Genomic DNA, 17,290 nt, shown 5'->3' with positions numbered 1-17,290 from the left:
GAGCCACCTACCAGTATGAGCAAAGTCCAGCAGTACGAAGAGAGCATTCATAACCCACTGTTCAGCCGCATTGGTCGGCGGATTGTGCTGATCATGATCATCATCAGCGGCGTGATCACCTTGTTTACCACCTTGTTGCAGCTCTATTGGGATTACGACAAAGAGTTTAACGATGTTGAGCAGCGACACTACGAAATACAGAATGTGCACGCAGGTTTGTTGTCGGCTTCACTGTGGTCGTTTGATATGGTGCTGCTGCAAGAGCGGTTGGATGGTCTGGTCAACTTGCCCAAAATCGATTTCTTAGAGATCCGCTCGGACGATTATGTGTTCAATGCCGGGCACAAGGTCAAAGAGCGAGCGATCGGCAGCCGCTTTCCCCTTATTTATCAAAACCCGCTTGATGGCACGTCGCAAACCATTGGCACCATTTACGTCGAATCAGACGCTGGGCAAATTTATCAGCAACTGATCCGGCAGTTTTTAATGACGCTGACCATGAACGCGATTAAAACCACCTTAGTTTGCACCATCATCTTGATGGTGTTCCACACCAGTGTAAATCGGCGTATTTTTGAAATCGCCAAGTACCTGCGCAACTACAATCCGCGCCATCCAGCAGAGCCCTTGGCATTGGCGCACTCCGATTGGGCGATGGAGAGCGAAGATGAACTCGATTGGCTGGGAGATGAGACCAACCGCATCACCACTAGCGTGACTACGCTGTATCGCAACATCAAACGTGAGCAAGAGCGCTTTACCGATTTTACCCATGTCTCGTCGGATTGGCTGTGGGAAACCGATCACCTCGGCCGTTTAACTTTTTGTTCCGAAGCCATGCTCAATGCACTCAACCTAAGCGAAGATCGCAAGCCGCTACTGAGTGAGCTGGGAGCGTTCTCTCACGCCAATCAACTGAAGCGTTGCTTGCTCAAGAAACAGGATTTTTCTCGCTGTGAAGAGTGCATTACGCTCAACAGCATGGCGTTGTACTTCCACTTTCAAGCGATTGCTCTTTATGAAGAGGACCAATTTGTCGGATTTCGTGGCACTGCGCTCAACATTACCGACCTTAAGCGCACCCAAGTTGAGCTACAAACACTCAACCAGAATCTCGAACATCAGGTCGCGCTGCGCACCTTAGATCTCAAACAGAGCATGGAGCAGCTACAAAAAACTCAAGAGCACCTAGTGGAATCAGAAAAGCTGGCCGCTTTGGGCGGTTTGGTCGCTGGCGTGGCTCACGAAGTCAACACCCCTTTGGGGATCGCGGTGACGGCTTCGTCCATCATTCGTGATGCGACACGCCAACTGAATCAAGCCTTCTCTGATCAGTCATTGACCAGCACCCAGTTTGCTCAATTGATGCAACAAATGACCGACAGCAGCGAGATGTTGGAAAACAATCTGCACCGCGCTGCCAAATTGATCCGTGATTTCAAACAGACGGCGGTGGATCAAATTTCCGAAAGCCGTAGCGAGTTCAACGTCAAACAAGTGTTATCTGCGCTGATCGCCAGCTTGCACCCAGAAACACGAAAAGTTCCAGTCACCCCCATACTTGAAGGTGACGATCAATTGGCAATGAATAGCCTACCGGGCGTGTTAACCCAAATCGTCTCAAATCTGATTTTAAACAGCGTCAATCACGCCTTTGCCGAGCAAGCGCAACCCAGCATTGTGATCAGACTGGAGCAGCAAGATGAAAACATCATTCTGCATTACAGCGACAACGGCTGTGGTGTGGATGAATCGTTGCATCAAAAGATTTTCGAGCCCTTTTTCACCAGCAAACGTGGCAAAGGCGGCTCGGGTTTGGGGCTAAACCTAGCGTTTAACTTGATCAAGCAGAAGTTAAAAGGCGACCTTCGTTTTGCGTCAGCCCCCGGCGAAGGGGTGCAGTTCACCATCACTTTTCCTAAGGAGCTGCCGCTGAACATCGCCCAAGAGTAGAGTTCCATAATTGACTGATTAGTCGGGGTTACTTTCACGTATTGCAATAAAGTCGCTAATGTTATCGAGAAAAAGCTCAACCAATTTGGGGTCAAAGTGTTTGCCTTTTTGCGCGATGATCTCTCGTAGGATGTCGTCGTCACTCCACGGCTCTTTGTAACTGCGTTTTGACCCTAGAGCATCAAACACATCCGCCAAAGCGACGATGCGACCACTAATCGGAATGGATTCTCCGCTCAAACGGTTGGGATAACCCGAGCCATCCCACTTTTCATGATGTGAGGCGGCAATTTCTCTGCCGACAGCGATCAAACGTCGCTTAGATTTGCTCAATATTTCCACACCATACTCGACATGACGCTGCATCTCACTCCACTCTTCGGCATCCAATTTGCCCGGTTTGTGCAAAATCGCATCGGGAATGGCCACTTTGCCAATGTCATGTAGCGGCGAGGCGTGTTTGATCATGCTACTGTCGTACTCGCTTAAGCCGTAAAGCAGAGCTAACTTCTCGGCAAATAGCGAAACACGCTGCACGTGCGCTCCCGTTTCGCGGCTTCTCGCCTCGACCGCATTAGCCAAGTTGTACACCAACTCTTTCGAGGTTTCGCGAATATCGAGCATCAGGTTGAGATTTTCGAAAGTCAGGCCGATGTTCTGCATGTACAGTTCCAGTAACTGTAAGTCAAACTCATCTAAGTTCTTGTTGAGATTGACATACAACAGGCTATCGACGCCCTGTTCATCATGGCTGTAGAGCACAAATGCATCGCCATAGTTCATGGTTTGCTTGCTGAGCAAAGCCTGTTGGCAACGCTCTGCCACCACGTCTGGCAGCATATCAAACGCGCACTTGGCGCAGAAATCGACATAGGATCCCGTCGCGGCTAGCGTCAAGGCCCGTGATTCTTCCCCTTGAGGACCGGGTTTGACAATGCAATAGAGCGCCGATTTTTCCAGTTTTAGCAATGAAGTAAGCTGCGCCAAAACCGACGAGGCATAAGTTTGTAAGGTGGTGGTATTTTGCACAAAAGCGGAAGCCTGAATTACACGACTAAGCCCTTGTTTTTGCTCTTCAATTAAACACAGGTCGCGATAAGAACGCAGCATTGAATAGAGCACAGTTTTGAGTTTTTGCGTAGTTAGCTCGGTTTTCTCTTTGTAGTCATCAATTTCATACTCTTTGATCACCACGTCTTCCGGTGCTTGCCCAGCTTGCCCGGTCCGCAGCACCAAGCGAATCAAGCGGTTTCCCAAGGTTTCTCGGATAAACCGCACCAACTCTAATCCCGCGTGCTCAGTTTCCATGACCACGTCAACAAAAGCCACCGCGATGTCTTGCTGTTCTTGCAAAATTCGCCGAGCATCAATACCAGAATAGGCCGAAATTAGCTCTAAACTGCGCTCCTGAAACTGAAAACCAGATAAAGCAAGACGCGTTATCTGGTGCATCTGCTCGTCGTCATCAACGAGCAACACTTTCCAAGGTTGATGGCCGCGTTGTAAATCAATTGTCTCACTGACAGCTTTACCATTTTCTGCACGATGGTCAGCAAATAAATCCATTTACTAAGCCTCTGTTTTATCCACTACTTATTAAGTTTTAGCACAAAAGCTCAAGTTAGAAAGGAGTTAGGTAGAAAGATGTGCATTTTGCGATCACACTTAGAATATCTCTTCAAAAATGCCAATGTTAGTACCGAGCCACTGTGCGCGCTCGGTATGGTCGAGGAGCTCTTCCTCACTTACCGGATGAATAAGGACCGAAAAACCACCGCGCTGAGTGTCCAGCCACTCAATCAACCCCTTTTGGTTATCACGAAAGTGCAGCTCAAACATGGGCATCTTGTGTGGCCCGACTAAGCGATCCACCAGAGGAAATATTTGTAAAACATCTTTACGCTCGCGGCGAATTTTCTCGTGCAACTCAGCCGCCTCAGAACGACGATTTAACGGATAGTAAACGTGTGCGTGGAACATGATTGGTCACCTATGTGAATTTTTCGTCACATTCTACTTTGCGACAAACAAAATCCAAGAGATAAACGCTGAATAAATCCTTCAAAAAATTAGAACTTTGCATACAAAATCGGCCAAGTTGCCAATTGCTGATAGAAGTATCCAGTGCTAGACTTTGCCTCGATCAATGCTTCATATAATCCTAATGATATGGTTTGGGAGTTTCTACCAAGAGCCTTAAACTCTTGATTATGAAGTCTGTAACTTTATACCCGGGATTTTTATAAAGAGAAGACTCATGAATTACTTTGACCTGCCTAAGATCGATTTACACTGCCACTTGGACGGAAGCGTACGCCCGCAAACGATCATCGACTTGGCCGATGAGCAAAACCTCACCCTGCCAACTCGCGACATCGCGCAAATTCAGCAGATGATGATCGCCCCAGAAACCTGCCCTAACCTAGACGAATATCTGAAACGTTTTGAACTTCCCGGCATGGTGATGCAAACCGCACAAGCCTTGGAACGTATCTCGTTCGAATTGTTTGAAGATGCCGCGAAAGAAAACGTCAAATACATGGAAGTACGATTTGGCCCCTTGCTGCATCAAGTGAAAGGTTTGTCGCTGGATGAAATCATGCAAAGTGTGGTTCGAGGCATGAAACGCGCCGAGGCGCAGTATGATATTCACGGCAACTACATTCTCTCTATCTTACGTACCATGCCGAAAGATCAAATCAAGGCTGTGCTTGAGGCTGGCGCGAAATACCTCAGCAAAGAAGAGAGCGGTATTGTGGCATTTGACTTAGCTGGCAGTGAACTGCCGGGCTTCTGCCACGAGTTTATCCCCTACGCACAATACGCCAAATCTCTTGGTTACCACGTCACTATTCACGCGGGTGAACAAGGTGCTGGGCAAAACGTTCACGACGCAATCGCGCTGTTGGGTGCGGAGCGCGTTGGCCACGGCATTTTCATTCACAATCATCCACAAGCCTATCAATTGGTGAAAGATGAAGCGGTGGCACTGGAAACTTGCCCAAGCAGCAATGTGCAAACCAAAGCAGTGAACAGTTTGAGTGAGCACCCGATCAAAGCCTTCCATAAAGATGGCATTGCCGTGACGATCAACACCGACAACCGCACGGTTTCCAACACCACCATGAGCGATGAAGTGCGTAAAGTGATGGAAGCGTTCGACCTCACTGAGCAAGAGTATTTCGAGATTTACCGAGTCAGTGTAGAGAGTGCGTTCAGCTCTGATTCGGTTAAAGCGCACCTGATGAGCTTTGCCAAATAATCGAGCCTTTTTGATTCAGCCAGCGCCCTTTCGCGTAGAAGGGCGCTTTGTTTTTCTCCTTTTTCCTTTCGCTTGTTGTCGCTTCTTCACGCTTTTTTACACAAAGATTGTCACTTATTTACCGTCAAACCTAGTGAATAGATTCAACTTCTTCGCCTCACTTGGTTAAAAACTGGAACTTTCCTCTAAAAACCTAGGGTGTAACGCTGGGTTTACTGTTTAATCTAAAACAATCGCATGCAAGATTTAACATTTTTATTACACTTACAATAACTCAGCAACATCAAGATTCATCACTACAGAATGAGTTAATTGCAGGGAAATGAATTAACGCATCGAGTATTGGCAGGACACAATATCAGGCTTTGGCATTTTGTCAGCGAATCAACTCTAGATGAAACTTAGCGGTGGCGTTGCTTGTTATGGGCCTCTGTTGGTTGTTTCTTGTGGAAACGACGCATTAAAGGAACGTGAGATGAATGTTCAGGCATTACCCATGCGCAGATTTATCGACCATGCTGGTGAGCTGGTTGCGCCATTGCCCTCTTGGGCTGATATTCCACTTTTGACACAGTTCTACCGCGACATGCTGGTGACACGTGCTTATGACAATAAAGCCGTGGCCTTGCAAAGAACCGGAAAGCTCGGGACATATCCGTCCCACTTGGGCTCGGAAGCGTTTGGGGTCGGCGTCGGCCATGCTTTACTGCCTTCTGATGTTTTTATTCCTTACTATCGCGACATGCCTGCTATGTGGGTGCGCGGCATCGGTATGGAAAAAAACCTGCAATATTGGGGCGGCGATGAGCGCGGCAGCGACTATGCTCCCACCGAGGGCCAACTGCGCAACCATGATCTGCCATTTTGCGTGCCGATCGCCACGCAATGTACCCATGCGGTCGGCGTTGCGTCTGCGTTAAAAATTGCAGGTGAACACCACGCCGCTCTGGTGACCTGTGGCGACGGTGCGACCTCAAAAGGCGATTTTCTTGAGTCGATCAACTGCGCGGGGGTTTGGCACTTGCCATTGGTTTTTGTGGTCAACAACAACCAGTGGGCAATCTCTGTCCCCCGCCATTTACAATGCGCGGCAGGGCAATTATCCGATAAAGCGATTGGTGCTGGCATTCCCGGTATAACCGTCGACGGTAATGATGTGGTCGCTGTTTACAATGCCGTTAAAACAGCTCTGGATAGAGCTCGCAAAGGCAAAGGTGCCACCTTGATCGAAGCCGTCAGCTATCGCTTAAGTGATCATACCACCGCCGATGATGCCAGCCGTTACCGCAATGCCGATGACTTGCAAAAAGCTTGGCAGTATGAGCCAGTCAAACGCTTGAAAACCTTTTTACTCGCCCAAGGCGCTTGGAGCGAAGAGGAAGATGCCGCTTGGCTCGAAGAGAGCAAAGCGATTGTCGAACAGGCGGTGGAGCGCTACCTCAGCATGACGCCGCAAGCACCGGAAAGTGCCTTTGACTACCTCTACGAGTCTCTACCGACCGAGCTGACCGCGCAGCGAGATCAGTTAATCAATAAAGCAATGCGTATGCAGGGAGGCAAACATGGCTGAAATGACCTTAGTCGAAGCGGTCAACCTCGCGTTGCACCATGAAATGGAGCACGACCCATCGGTAGTGATACTGGGTGAAGATGTCGGCGACAACGGCGGCGTGTTTCGCGCAACCGTCGGCCTCAAACAGAAGTTTGGCTTAAAGCGCGTGATTGACACGCCTCTCGCGGAAGCTCTGATTGGCGGCGTGGCGGTTGGCATGGCAACCCAAGGGCTACGCCCGGTTGCCGAATTCCAGTTTCAAGGATTTGTCTTTCCGGCACTGGAGCACCTGATGTGTCACGCAGCAAGAATGCGCAATCGCACCCGGGGTCGCCTTGCTTGCCCTGCGGTTTTTCGCGCCCCATTTGGCGGTGGTATTCATGCGCCTGAACATCATTCTGAAAGTATCGAAGCGCTGTTTGCGCACATTCCCGGCTTTAAAGTGGTGATTCCCTCTTCGCCGCAGCGCGCCTACGGCCTGCTGCTTGCTGCGATCAGAAGCAACGATCCGGTGATGTTTTTCGAACCCAAACGCATCTACCGCACCGTGAAATCCGAGGTGGTGGACAACGGCGAAGCGCTACCACTGGATACCTGTTTCACCCTGCGCAAAGGGCGAGACTTAACGCTGGTGACGTGGGGCGCTTGCGTAGTGGAGTCACTACAAGCGGCAAGAAGCTTATCGGCTCAAGGCATTGAGGCGGAAGTGATCGATCTGGCCTCCATCAAACCAATCGACATGAACACCATCTTGCGCTCGTTGGAAAAAACCGGACGACTACTGGTGGTGCATGAAGCGTGTCGCAGTGGCGGCGTGGGCGCAGAGCTCATCGCCCGAGTCGCCGAAAGCGCCATGTGTATGCTCAAAGCGCCACCGATGCGCGTCACCGGGTTAGATACGGTGATGCCGTATTACCGCAACGAAGAGTACTTTATGATCCAAGAAGCCGACATCGTGCAAGCCGCGCGTGAGCTAGTGGAGGGGTGGAAATGAAATCTTTTATTTTACCAGACCTTGGCGAAGGCCTCGCCGAATCCGAAATCATCAAATGGCACGTTCGCCCCGGCGATCTAGTGAAAGTCGATCAGATAGTGCTCACGGTGGAAACCGCTAAAGCCACGGTCGATGTGCCCGCCCCTTGGGGAGGCACCATCGTCAGTCGCCACGGCGAAGAGGGGGAAATCGTCAATATCGGCAGCTTGCTGCTGGAAATTGATGAAACCAACTCCACGGCAGTGGCGCAAAATGAACGCCAAAAGCAAGACGCCGCCACGGTCGTCGGCCATGTTTCCCACACTACCCATCAAGTCAACGTCGATGACTTTTGGATCGGTGGTGAACAAGGGGCATCGCCAGAGCCTAGAGTCAGCGCCCTGCCCTCTGCGCGTCTGCTGGCGCAAAAATTGGGCGTAGAGATCAACCAAGTACAAGGCAGCGGCCCGGCGGGTTTGATTGTCGATGCCGATGTTTACGATGAGGCGGGTAAACAACGCCCTGGCACTGAAGTGCTCAAAGGGGCGCGTCGCACTATGGTGGGCACCATGACGGAATCGCACCACAACGTTGCTGCCGTCACCATTACTGAAGAAGCGGTGCTTGCCGATTGGGGGCCGAATGAAGACATCACCACGCGCCTCATCCAAGCGGTGGTGTACGCTTGCCAGCAAGAGCCGGCGCTCAATGCTTGGTTTGACGCCTCAACCATGACGCGCTGCGTGCACCACACCGTCAATGTGGGCATCGCGGTGGACAGCGCACATGGATTATACGTTCCGGTGCTGCGCAATGCTGACGATATTGAACCCAGTGAGATCCGCACTTGGCTGAACGACACCGTCAAAGGAATTCGTCAGCGCAAAATTGGCCGTGAACAGTTACAACACGCCACGATCACCTTGTCAAACTTCGGCGCCATCGCGGGGATTTACGCCACGCCTGTCGTCTCCTTGCCGCAAGTGGCGATCGTCGGTGCTGGGCGCATCATTGAAAAAGTGGTGATTAAGGAGGATAAAGCTTTGGCGGTCAAAGCGATGCCGTTGTCGATCACCTTCGACCACCGCGCGTGTACTGGTGGTGAAGCGGCACGCTTTACCAAAGCGTTAGCGCAGCACTTACAGCGCCCAAGCGTGTAAAGCGCTGATACTGCCCAGCAAAGCAGCAACAAAAAGCCCGGTTGAATGATTCAACCGGGCTTTTTTGCTATTCAGTGATGAGCAGCATTGGACGCACTACAACTGCTCAATAAGCTCGGGCACGAGGGTAAACAGATCCCCGACTAAGCCATAGTCGGCCACCTGGAAAATGGGCGCATCGGCATCACTGTTGATCGCCACAATCACTTTGGAATCTTTCATACCCGCCAAATGTTGGATGGCCCCCGAAATACCCACCGCGATATACAGCTGCGGCGCGACGATTTTGCCCGTTTGCCCGACTTGCAAGTCATTAGACACAAAGCCAGCGTCCACCGCCGCGCGTGAAGCGCCAACCGCTGCGCCCAGTTTATCGGCCAGTTGTTCGACCAACGCAAACTGCGCTTTGCTGCCTAAACCTCGTCCACCGGAAACCACCACCTTAGCCGCGGCCAGCTCAGGGCGAACACTCTCAGCTTTCTCCTGCCGCACAAATTCAGAGGTCTCGGAGAAGATAACCTGATTGATTTCAACCACAGGCGCATCGCCACCGCAGTCGGAGACCGCATCGAACGCCGAGCTGCGAATGGTCATCACTTTGATGGCATCGAGCGATTGCACTTTTGCCAGCACGTTGCCCGCATAGACAGGGCGGATCACCGTATCACTCGATTCAATGGCAATGACGTCGGAAAGCTGTCCGGCATCCAGCAGCGCCGCTACGCGTGGCAGCAGGTTTTTGCCAAAGGTGGTCGCAGGAGCCAGGATATGAGAATAATCTGCCGCCAATTTAGCAATCAGCTCGGCGCTATTTTCGGCCAACGCATGTTGATAAACACTGTGCTGCGCGAGCAAAACTTGCGTCACCCCATCAAACTGACGCAGCGTGTTCGCCACGGCTTCACATTCGTGCCCCATAACCAGCACACTCACCTCACCGCCAAGCGATTGCGCCGCCTTTAGTGTGCGTAACGTATCGCTCGCCAAGGTATGCTGGTTGTGCTCTGCAATCACTAATGTCGATACTGGTTTGTCGTTCATTTTTTCCTCCTTGAATGCAGGGCTTAACTCAGCACTTTGGCTTCATTTTTGAGCTTATCCACCAGCTCAGTGACGCTGGACAGGATCACTCCCGCTTGCCGCTGCGGTGGCGGTTGCAGTTGCAACGTTTGGTGATGTGTTTTGAGCGATACGCCAAGTGCCTGCGGCGTGGTGACATCCAGAGGTTTACGTTTGGCTTTCATAATATTGGGCAAAGAGGCATATCGCGGCTCGTTCAAACGTAAATCGGTGCTGATAATCGCAGGCAATTGCAGCTTCAAGGTTTCCAAACCGCCATCGATTTCCCGTGTAACCAACACGCTCTCGCCTTGCATTTCGATTTTTGAGGCGAACGTTCCTTGAGGTCGGCGCGCAAGCGCAGCCAGCATCTGCGCAACTTGGTTGTTATCGCTGTCAATCGATTGTTTGCCAAGCAGCACCAGCCCCGGCGTTTCAGTTTTCATCACCGCATGCAGTAACTTCGCCACATTGAGCGGCTCAAGTTCAGAGGCAGTTTCAACGTGGATCGCGCGATCAGCCCCCAGCGCTAAGGCCGCACGTAACTGCTCTTGGCAACTGGCGTCGCCCAAAGAAACCACCACCACTTCTTCTGCCACACCCGCTTCGCGCAGACGTATCGCCTCTTCCACGGCGATTTCACAAAAAGGGTTCATGGACATTTTGACGTTGTTCGTTTCTACGCCTGAACCATCACTTTTAATTCTGACTTTTACGTAAGCGTCAATCACACGTTTTACCGCGACTAAGACTTTCACATTGCCTCCTTACCAAATGGGGATGCGGTAGAATCAAAATCGACTGCTTGCACGTGAGTGTGACTAACTCCAGCGCTGCTTGGGGGCAGCCTGATGGGTAGCTTACTGTTTAATCACACATTCCATACCGTTTTGACTACCAAGTTTGCATTACCTTTTGAGCTTAGTTTAGTTTACGTTTACGTCAACTGGACTATATTTAAAGCACGAATGAAAACGTAACGATGAGTTGACGACATGGAAAGAGAAACAATGGAATTTGATGTAGTGATTGTCGGTGCTGGCCCCGCCGGGCTCTCGGCTGCGTGCAAGTTGGCACAGCTTAGCCAGCAACATCAAACCAATATGAGTATCTGCGTCGTGGAGAAAGGCTCGCAAGTGGGCGCGCATATTCTCTCTGGCGCGCTGTTTGAAACCACCGCTTTGGACGAGTTGTTTCCGCACTGGCAGAAGATGGATGCTCCGCTGAAAACGACAGTGAAAAGCGACGATTTCCTCTATCTGGCAACCGAACATAATCACATTCGCCTGCCTCATTTTCTCACGCCCAAAACCATGCATAACGCCAGTAGCAATTATGTAATTAGTCTGGCCGAACTCTGTCGCTGGCTAGCCAGCCAAGCCGAACAGTTGGGGGTGGAAATCTTCCCCGGGTTTGCCGCCGCCTCGGTCAACTACGATGACAACGGTGCTGTCATCGGCGTCGTCACTTCTGACATGGGACGAGACAAGCAAGGCGAGCCCAAAGCCAATTTTGAACCCGGCATCGCACTAAACGCCAAGTATACCCTGTTCGCCGAAGGCGCACGCGGCCATCTCGGCAAAGATTTAATTCAGCACTTTGATCTCGATAAAGACAAACAGCCACAGCACTACGCGCTCGGCATCAAAGAGATCTGGCAACTGGCAGATGTTCATCCCCATTATCAAGCCGGCAATGTCCTGCATGGGCTTGGCTGGCCACTGAATGAAACCCATACCACTGGTGGCAGCTTTTTGTACCACTTGGATAACCACCAAATTGCGGTTGGCCTTATCACCGACCTCTCTTATCACAACCCGTACCTAAGCCCGTTTGATGAATTTCAACGCCTCAAACATCATCCAGCGATCAGCAAATATCTGCTTGGCGGACAGCGCATTGCGTATGGTGCGCGGGCCATCGCCAAAGGGGGGCTCTACTCGCTACCGAAGCAGCAGTTCCCCGGCGGACTATTGATTGGCTGTGATGCCGGTACGCTCAATTTTGCCAAGATCAAAGGTTGCCACAGCGCCATGAAATCAGGCCTGTTGGCAGCTCAAGCGGTATTTGACTGTGTGCAAGCGGGCAAAAGCCACAGCGAACCGGACTACGACAGCCTGTTTCGCGCCTCTTGGCTGTATCGCGAGCTGGAAAATGCGCAAAACTTCTGCGCCACCATCCACCGCTACGGTAATGTGGCTGGTGGGATTATCAACAGCTTTGAGCAAAATGTATGGGTTCCGCTCTTTAAGCGCCCTGCTCCGTGGGAGATGGAAGCGCCTCATCATGACCACCTGCGTTTGCTCGATATCAGCCATTGTGAGCCTATCGCCTACCCGAAACCCGATGGCGTGCTGAGTTTTGACAAACCTTCTTCGGTCTACCTTTCTGGTGCGCGACATGAAGAAAATCAACCGTGCCATTTGCGCTTGGCCGATGCATCGATTCCGATCCAAGTACACTTGGAAAAATTTGCCGAGCCTGCCCAACGCTACTGCCCAGCGGGGGTGTATGAAGTGGTTCAAGTGGATGGAGAAAGCCGGTTTCAGATCAACGCCGCGAACTGCGTGCACTGTAAAACCTGCGACATTAAAGACCCATCGCAAAATATTACTTGGGTCCCACCCGAAGGCGGCGGCGGGCCAAACTACAGCAATATGTAGCCGCCCTTCACATAGAAAGTCAGCGAACCACGCTTCGCTGGTTTTCTACTTGCTTTGGCTTTCTATTTGCTTTGTTGTTGCTTGGTTTTTTCAGGCTTAAAACGCCAGCCATAATTGGTAAATCGTCACGATTGAGTAAGCCAATTGCCAACAAATATCCGTTGCACAGCCTGGGGGATTTATCTAGATTAAGACGCCATGCAGCAGGCACAACCGCACTGATACGGTCAGCTCTCACAAATCTCAGTCGTAAGGAAGCGTATGAAAACACTACTCATCGTCAATGTTGGTCAGGCACCACAAGCTCAATTGGAAAAATTCGGGGATTTTGAAGAGTGGGCACTGCGCGCTATTCGCGAGCAAGGCGTACATCAGCACGACATTCACATCGAGTTTCATGACGGAGTTTCTTACCCTCTACCAGATTTCCACTCACTGGCGGGGGTGATCATCATGGGTTCGCTGGCGATGGCTTCCGAGAAAAAACCATGGATGCTGCGTTTGTCTGACGAAATTGTCCAGTTGGTTGAGCGAAAGATTCCGCTGCTCGGGATCTGTTTTGGACATCAGTTGATCGCACAGGCGCTCGGTGGCGTAGTCGGCTATCATCCACACGGTTTGGAGATAGGCACCATAGCAATCACCAAGCAACCTGCGGCGAACGACGATGCCATTTTCGCCCACCTGCCAGCGCAATTTGACGCGCACGCAGTCCATTACCAATCGGTGCTGAAGCTGCCTGAAAACGCCGTTCTTTTAGCTCGCAGCGACTTTGAACCCCATCACGCTTACCGTGTCGGCAGCGCCTGTTGGGGCGTGCAGTTTCACCCTGAGTTCACGCCGAAAATCATGCAGATGTCACTGGATAACCTCAAGCACGAGTTTGAAGATGAGTACCCGGTGAAAAGCGCTCAAGTCCGCGAAACCGAGCACGCCAAACAGGTTCTGCTGCAATTTGCTCAGATCTGTTGTCAGGCGCAGTAAACATCATTTTTTATGACGAAGCTACTCAGGATAAATCCATAGATCAAATGCAAAAGGGGCTCTTTGCCCCTTTGCGAAAACATTAAATAGCACAGTTACGGACGTAACCGTGCTATTACTCAGATTGAATTGCGATTGTTCGTCGTTACATCACGTATGCTAGGAAGCCAGTTTGAGCCCTGCGATACCAATAACGATTAAGGCTAAGCTCATCAGTTTAAACAAGCTCACCGCTTCCCCGAATAGCAAGATCCCCATGACTGCGGTACCTACTGCGCCAATTCCCACCCAAATGCCGTAAGCCACGCCAAGAGGCAGAGTGCGCAACGCGATCCCAAGTAACACAAAACTAATGACCAGCGCCGATAAGGTAGCGACAGAAGCCAGCGGTTTGCTAAAACCTTCACTGTATTTGAGGCCAATAGCCCAAGCGATTTCACAAATACCGGCGAGAAAGAGGATTAACCACGCCATATATACACCTCATATATGGGGTCGTCCCCGAAGAAAAGATGGAGCGGTGAGGTCGTCCTCACTTCCGGATGTGCCGCTAGACTAGCAAAGCTTACGGGTCTTGGCTAGCTTGGCTTGGCTTGGCTTGGCGCGATGCAAAACTCGCAAAGCCGTGTTAATCCATCTCCGGTTGACGCTTGTTGGGTTGGCGCGGCGAAGTTCTCGGTTTAGCTTGCCGCACATGGCGCGCGAGGATACGCATCGCTTCGGCTTGTACCGCAGGCAGTTTCTGCCACTGCCATAAGCGATCCCGTGCTTGCTTGGCACTGGCTTCCAAATCCATCACCGGCTTGAGGTAAGGGCTCTCAAGCGGTACTTGATACATCTGCGCTTCAAGCGGTGTCATCAGCCAGGGTTCAAAGAGCAGCGGTACAGGCACTTGCGCCAACTCTGGCACCCATTTGTGAATAAACTGCCCTTCACTGTCATGCTCTTGTGCTTGCTTGGTCGGGTTATAAATGCGGATAGTATTGGTACCCGTGACCCCTGCTTGCATTTGAAACTGCGGATAATGAATGCCCGGTTCAAAATCGAGGAACAGTTGCGCCAAATAAGTCACGCCCGCTCGCCAATCCACATTCATATGATGAGTTAACACGCTCACCAACATCGCGCGCATGCGAAAATTGAGGTATCCGGTTTGAATTAAGCAGCGCATACAGGCATCTACCAGTGGAATGCCGGTGTGCCCAGTTTGCCAAGCGGCTAACTGCGCGGTGGGGGCTTGGCTTGATTGCTGCAAGAGTGAATCATAAGCGCGGTTGACGCAGCGAAACTCCATCTCACATTCTGATTCAAATTTTTGGATAAAGTGACAGTGCCAATGCAGACGCGATGAAAGCGCAATCAGGCTGCGGCGAAATCCCGCTACCGACCAGTGTTTGAGCAAGGTTTGGTACATCTCACGTAGTGAGATATTCCCCCACGCAAGATAAGGCGACATCCGCGAGCACGCGTGGCGCGCTAAGCTCGGACTTGAGATGGAGCGGTAATACTCTCGCCCTCGACGCGCGAAAAAATCCTCCAGCGTCGCCCACGCCATATCACTGCCGCCAGTTTGCATGCCCGCTTGTTTACTCTGCCATGTGGCAGGGATATCGCTGCGCAAACCAAGCATTGCGGCATCCAGCTTCAGCCAATTCGCGCGTGTTAAATCAGGATCGCAGCAAGGGGAGCGCATTACTTGCTGCCAATGTTCATCCCAATTTTTTCGGGTTTGCGCCCCGCGGATCACGGCAGCATAAGGAAATTCATGCCAGACGATGTCGTGTTGCTGGCACCACTGCGCCAGCGCAAGATCGCGCTGAAAAGTGCAGGCTAAACCGACTTCTTGATGAGAATAAATCGCCTCAATGGCGTAGCGCTCAGCAATACGTGAAAAGCAGGTTTGCCAATCGGATGTGACGATCAACACCGCCCCTTTACTCTGCGCCAAATCACGATTGATGGCTTGCAATGATTGCCACACAAAGCGCCAGTGTCGTTCGCTGTAATGCGCATCGCCAAGCAGCATTGGCTCAAACAGATAGAGTAGTAACGTCGGTCGCCCCGAAGTTAACGCCGCTTGTAATGGCGCGTGATCGGTCAGCCTTAGGTCACGTTTAAGCCATACCAGATTGATCTTTTCCATACTCTTTCCTTGTTTTCTCTGCCGCTTGTACGCGACAGGAGAGGAAAAGATCGCTCCCGTGTTCTATCTATCGCCTCGCTTTCTGTCTATTACCGAGTTTTCTATTGAACACAGAGAGAGGTTAGTGCCCTTTCAGCGCATCTTTACGTAAACGCCAAGCGGTCAGTACCATCGCTACAACCGCCAACGCACTCATGCCGATGTACACCAAACTAAAACCTTGAGCGAGCACGTCAGGCGTTACTGATGAGGCTTGGCTGCCATGCTCACTTACCGTGACACTTTGCGGCACACGCAGATAAAACAGCGCAGAACAGAACGCCACCCCGAGCGCGCCGCCAAGCTCACGGCCAAAGTTAAACAGTGACATGCCAATACCCCGATCACGGGCAGGCAACACACTCTGTACCACCACATTAAGAGAAGGCAGAGTAAAACCAAGCCCAAGGCCGCCAATACCTAGCGAGAGATGAACCCACAAATCGTAGTGAATCTGCCAGATGGCGACGGCAGCAAGCAGAAAACCGCTCACCACCAGCGCTTTGTATCGCCCTGAGCGAGCCACCCATTTGCCACCAAGATAAGCCCCGGTAGTGATACTGAACATGAAAATCACCATCACGGTGCCACTTTGCGACGGTGAAAAGCCTTTCTGCCACTGCAATTGCAGCGGCATATAAACCAAAAGCGCGAACATCAACATTTGTGAGGCCATGATTAGACCAATCGCGGTCAGGTAACTGGGTAAGCGTGCCAAACGCGCAGGCAAAATCGGGTCACTCACCTGTCTTTCAACCAGGATTAACAGCACCAAGCAGAGTAACAGAGCAAAAGCGCCCCACCCCGCAGGCAAAAAGGAGTGTGAGGAAAGCTGAAGCAGCAACAAGGTGGTGGTGAGCATTAAAAGCCCAGCGCCCAGCCAGTCAAATCGACTGTGACGTTTTTGGTTAAGGTGTTTGAGATGGCGGTTAACCATATACAGAGCCACTATTCCCAGCGGTAAATTAATGCCAAACACCCAGCGCCAACTGAGATGGTCGGCAAAATAGCCGCCAAGCAAAGGGCCTGCGACACTGGAAACCGCATACACCGCTGAGATATAGCCTTGGTATTTACCGACTTCACGCGCCGGAATGGAATCGGCAATCACGGTGAACGCCAAAGCAATCAAACCGCCGCCGCCAATTCCCTGCACCACTCGCGCCCCAATCAGGGTTGGTAAGTCAACGGCAAAAGTACACAGGGCTGAGCCAACAATAAAAATACCGATGCTGATATTGAGCATGCGTACACGGCCAAACAGATCGCTCAATTTGCCATACACAGGCAATACGGCTGTGCCGGCGAGTAAGTAGGCGGTGATCACCCAAGTTAAGGCGCTTCCCGCCGAGAGATCTTGCCCAATCAAGGCCAGCGGTGTGGTCACGATGCTTTTTTCTAGTGAACCAAGGGCAATCACTAGCGCAACGCTAGCAAAAATAATTCGCGGATGAGGGGCATCGGCAGCGGGAATAGGATCGGAATGCATGAGCTCTCTTTCA

Annotated in this window: 14 protein-coding genes and 1 riboswitch; of the genes, 7 read left to right on the top strand and 7 right to left on the bottom strand. The window is 51.4% G+C overall.

The features are described 5' to 3' along the window. The first annotated feature begins 15 nt into the window (after positions 1–15). Complete coding sequence (locus I3X05_RS22050) at positions 16–1,953, top strand: PAS domain-containing sensor histidine kinase (protein ID WP_045569455.1); 1,938 nt, start codon at positions 16–18, stop codon at positions 1,951–1,953. Between the two features lie 18 nt (positions 1,954–1,971). Here the strand turns inward: I3X05_RS22050 and I3X05_RS22045 are convergent, their stop codons facing one another. Both I3X05_RS22045 and I3X05_RS22040 read right to left on the bottom strand, forming a co-directional pair. Beyond that, a complete protein-coding gene (locus tag I3X05_RS22045; protein WP_045569456.1) occupies positions 1,972–3,519 on the bottom strand; it encodes a DUF3369 domain-containing protein in 1,548 nt (515 codons plus the stop codon). A 99-nt stretch (positions 3,520–3,618) separates the two neighbouring features. Continuing rightward, positions 3,619–3,933, bottom strand: a complete 315-nt coding sequence (locus I3X05_RS22040) for a DOPA 4,5-dioxygenase family protein (RefSeq protein WP_045569457.1) — start codon at positions 3,931–3,933, stop codon at positions 3,619–3,621. 151 nt (positions 3,934–4,084) lie between these two features. After that, positions 4,085–4,184, top strand: a riboswitch (purine riboswitch). 26 nt (positions 4,185–4,210) lie between these two features. Here I3X05_RS22040 and add point away from each other — a divergent pair. From add to I3X05_RS22020, 4 genes are all read left to right on the top strand, one after another. Continuing rightward, positions 4,211–5,215 carry an adenosine deaminase gene (add, locus tag I3X05_RS22035; protein ID WP_193277894.1) on the top strand — a complete coding sequence of 335 codons (1,005 nt, stop codon included), beginning with the start codon at positions 4,211–4,213 and terminating at the stop codon, positions 5,213–5,215. Positions 5,216–5,690: 475 nt separating this feature from the next. After that, a complete protein-coding gene (gene pdhA / locus I3X05_RS22030; protein ID WP_193277895.1) occupies positions 5,691–6,785 on the top strand; it encodes a pyruvate dehydrogenase (acetyl-transferring) E1 component subunit alpha in 1,095 nt (364 codons plus the stop codon). Next, positions 6,778–7,761, top strand: a complete 984-nt coding sequence (locus tag I3X05_RS22025) for an alpha-ketoacid dehydrogenase subunit beta (RefSeq protein ID WP_039436643.1) — start codon at positions 6,778–6,780, stop codon at positions 7,759–7,761. Before pdhA ends, I3X05_RS22025 begins: the two co-directional genes overlap by 8 nt. Next, the gene (locus I3X05_RS22020) at positions 7,758–8,900 is read left to right on the top strand and encodes a dihydrolipoamide acetyltransferase family protein (RefSeq protein WP_045569460.1); all 1,143 of its coding nucleotides are present in this window, start codon (positions 7,758–7,760) and stop codon (positions 8,898–8,900) included. Before I3X05_RS22025 ends, I3X05_RS22020 begins: the two co-directional genes overlap by 4 nt. Positions 8,901–8,996: 96 nt before the next feature. On the opposite strand, the gene I3X05_RS22015 is transcribed toward I3X05_RS22020, so the two are convergent. Both I3X05_RS22015 and I3X05_RS22010 read right to left on the bottom strand, forming a co-directional pair. Next, positions 8,997–9,941, bottom strand: a complete 945-nt coding sequence (locus I3X05_RS22015; RefSeq protein ID WP_045569461.1) for an electron transfer flavoprotein subunit alpha/FixB family protein — start codon at positions 9,939–9,941, stop codon at positions 8,997–8,999. 23 nt (positions 9,942–9,964) lie between these two features. Beyond that, complete coding sequence (locus I3X05_RS22010; RefSeq protein ID WP_045569462.1) at positions 9,965–10,717, bottom strand: electron transfer flavoprotein subunit beta/FixA family protein; 753 nt, start codon at positions 10,715–10,717, stop codon at positions 9,965–9,967. Between the two features lie 237 nt (positions 10,718–10,954). On the opposite strand from I3X05_RS22010, the gene I3X05_RS22005 reads away from it, so the two are divergent. Together I3X05_RS22005 and I3X05_RS22000 are read left to right on the top strand one after the other, a co-directional pair. Continuing rightward, a complete protein-coding gene (locus tag I3X05_RS22005; RefSeq protein ID WP_045569463.1) occupies positions 10,955–12,622 on the top strand; it encodes an electron transfer flavoprotein-ubiquinone oxidoreductase in 1,668 nt (555 codons plus the stop codon). Positions 12,623–12,883: 261 nt separating this feature from the next. Continuing rightward, positions 12,884–13,606, top strand: coding sequence for a glutamine amidotransferase (locus I3X05_RS22000; RefSeq protein WP_193157860.1), 723 nt, complete (start codon positions 12,884–12,886; stop codon positions 13,604–13,606). Positions 13,607–13,765: 159 nt separating this feature from the next. On the opposite strand, the gene I3X05_RS21995 is transcribed toward I3X05_RS22000, so the two are convergent. The 3 genes from I3X05_RS21995 to I3X05_RS21985 all read right to left on the bottom strand — a co-directional run bounded on the left by I3X05_RS21995 (position 13,766) and on the right by I3X05_RS21985 (position 17,277). Continuing rightward, a complete protein-coding gene (locus tag I3X05_RS21995; protein WP_000312391.1) occupies positions 13,766–14,080 on the bottom strand; it encodes a DMT family transporter in 315 nt (104 codons plus the stop codon). A gap of 154 nt (positions 14,081–14,234) precedes the next feature. Then, positions 14,235–15,749, bottom strand: a complete 1,515-nt coding sequence (locus tag I3X05_RS21990) for a cryptochrome/deoxyribodipyrimidine photo-lyase family protein (protein WP_193157859.1) — start codon at positions 15,747–15,749, stop codon at positions 14,235–14,237. A 121-nt stretch (positions 15,750–15,870) separates the two neighbouring features. Beyond that, positions 15,871–17,277 carry an MDR family MFS transporter gene (locus I3X05_RS21985; RefSeq protein WP_193157858.1) on the bottom strand — a complete coding sequence of 469 codons (1,407 nt, stop codon included), beginning with the start codon at positions 17,275–17,277 and terminating at the stop codon, positions 15,871–15,873. Between the last annotated feature and the right edge of the window lie 13 nt (positions 17,278–17,290).

This window comes from Vibrio navarrensis, assembly GCF_015767675.1.
Lineage (GTDB): Bacteria > Pseudomonadota > Gammaproteobacteria > Enterobacterales > Vibrionaceae > Vibrio.
This window is presented reverse-complemented; position numbering and strand designations above follow the sequence as displayed.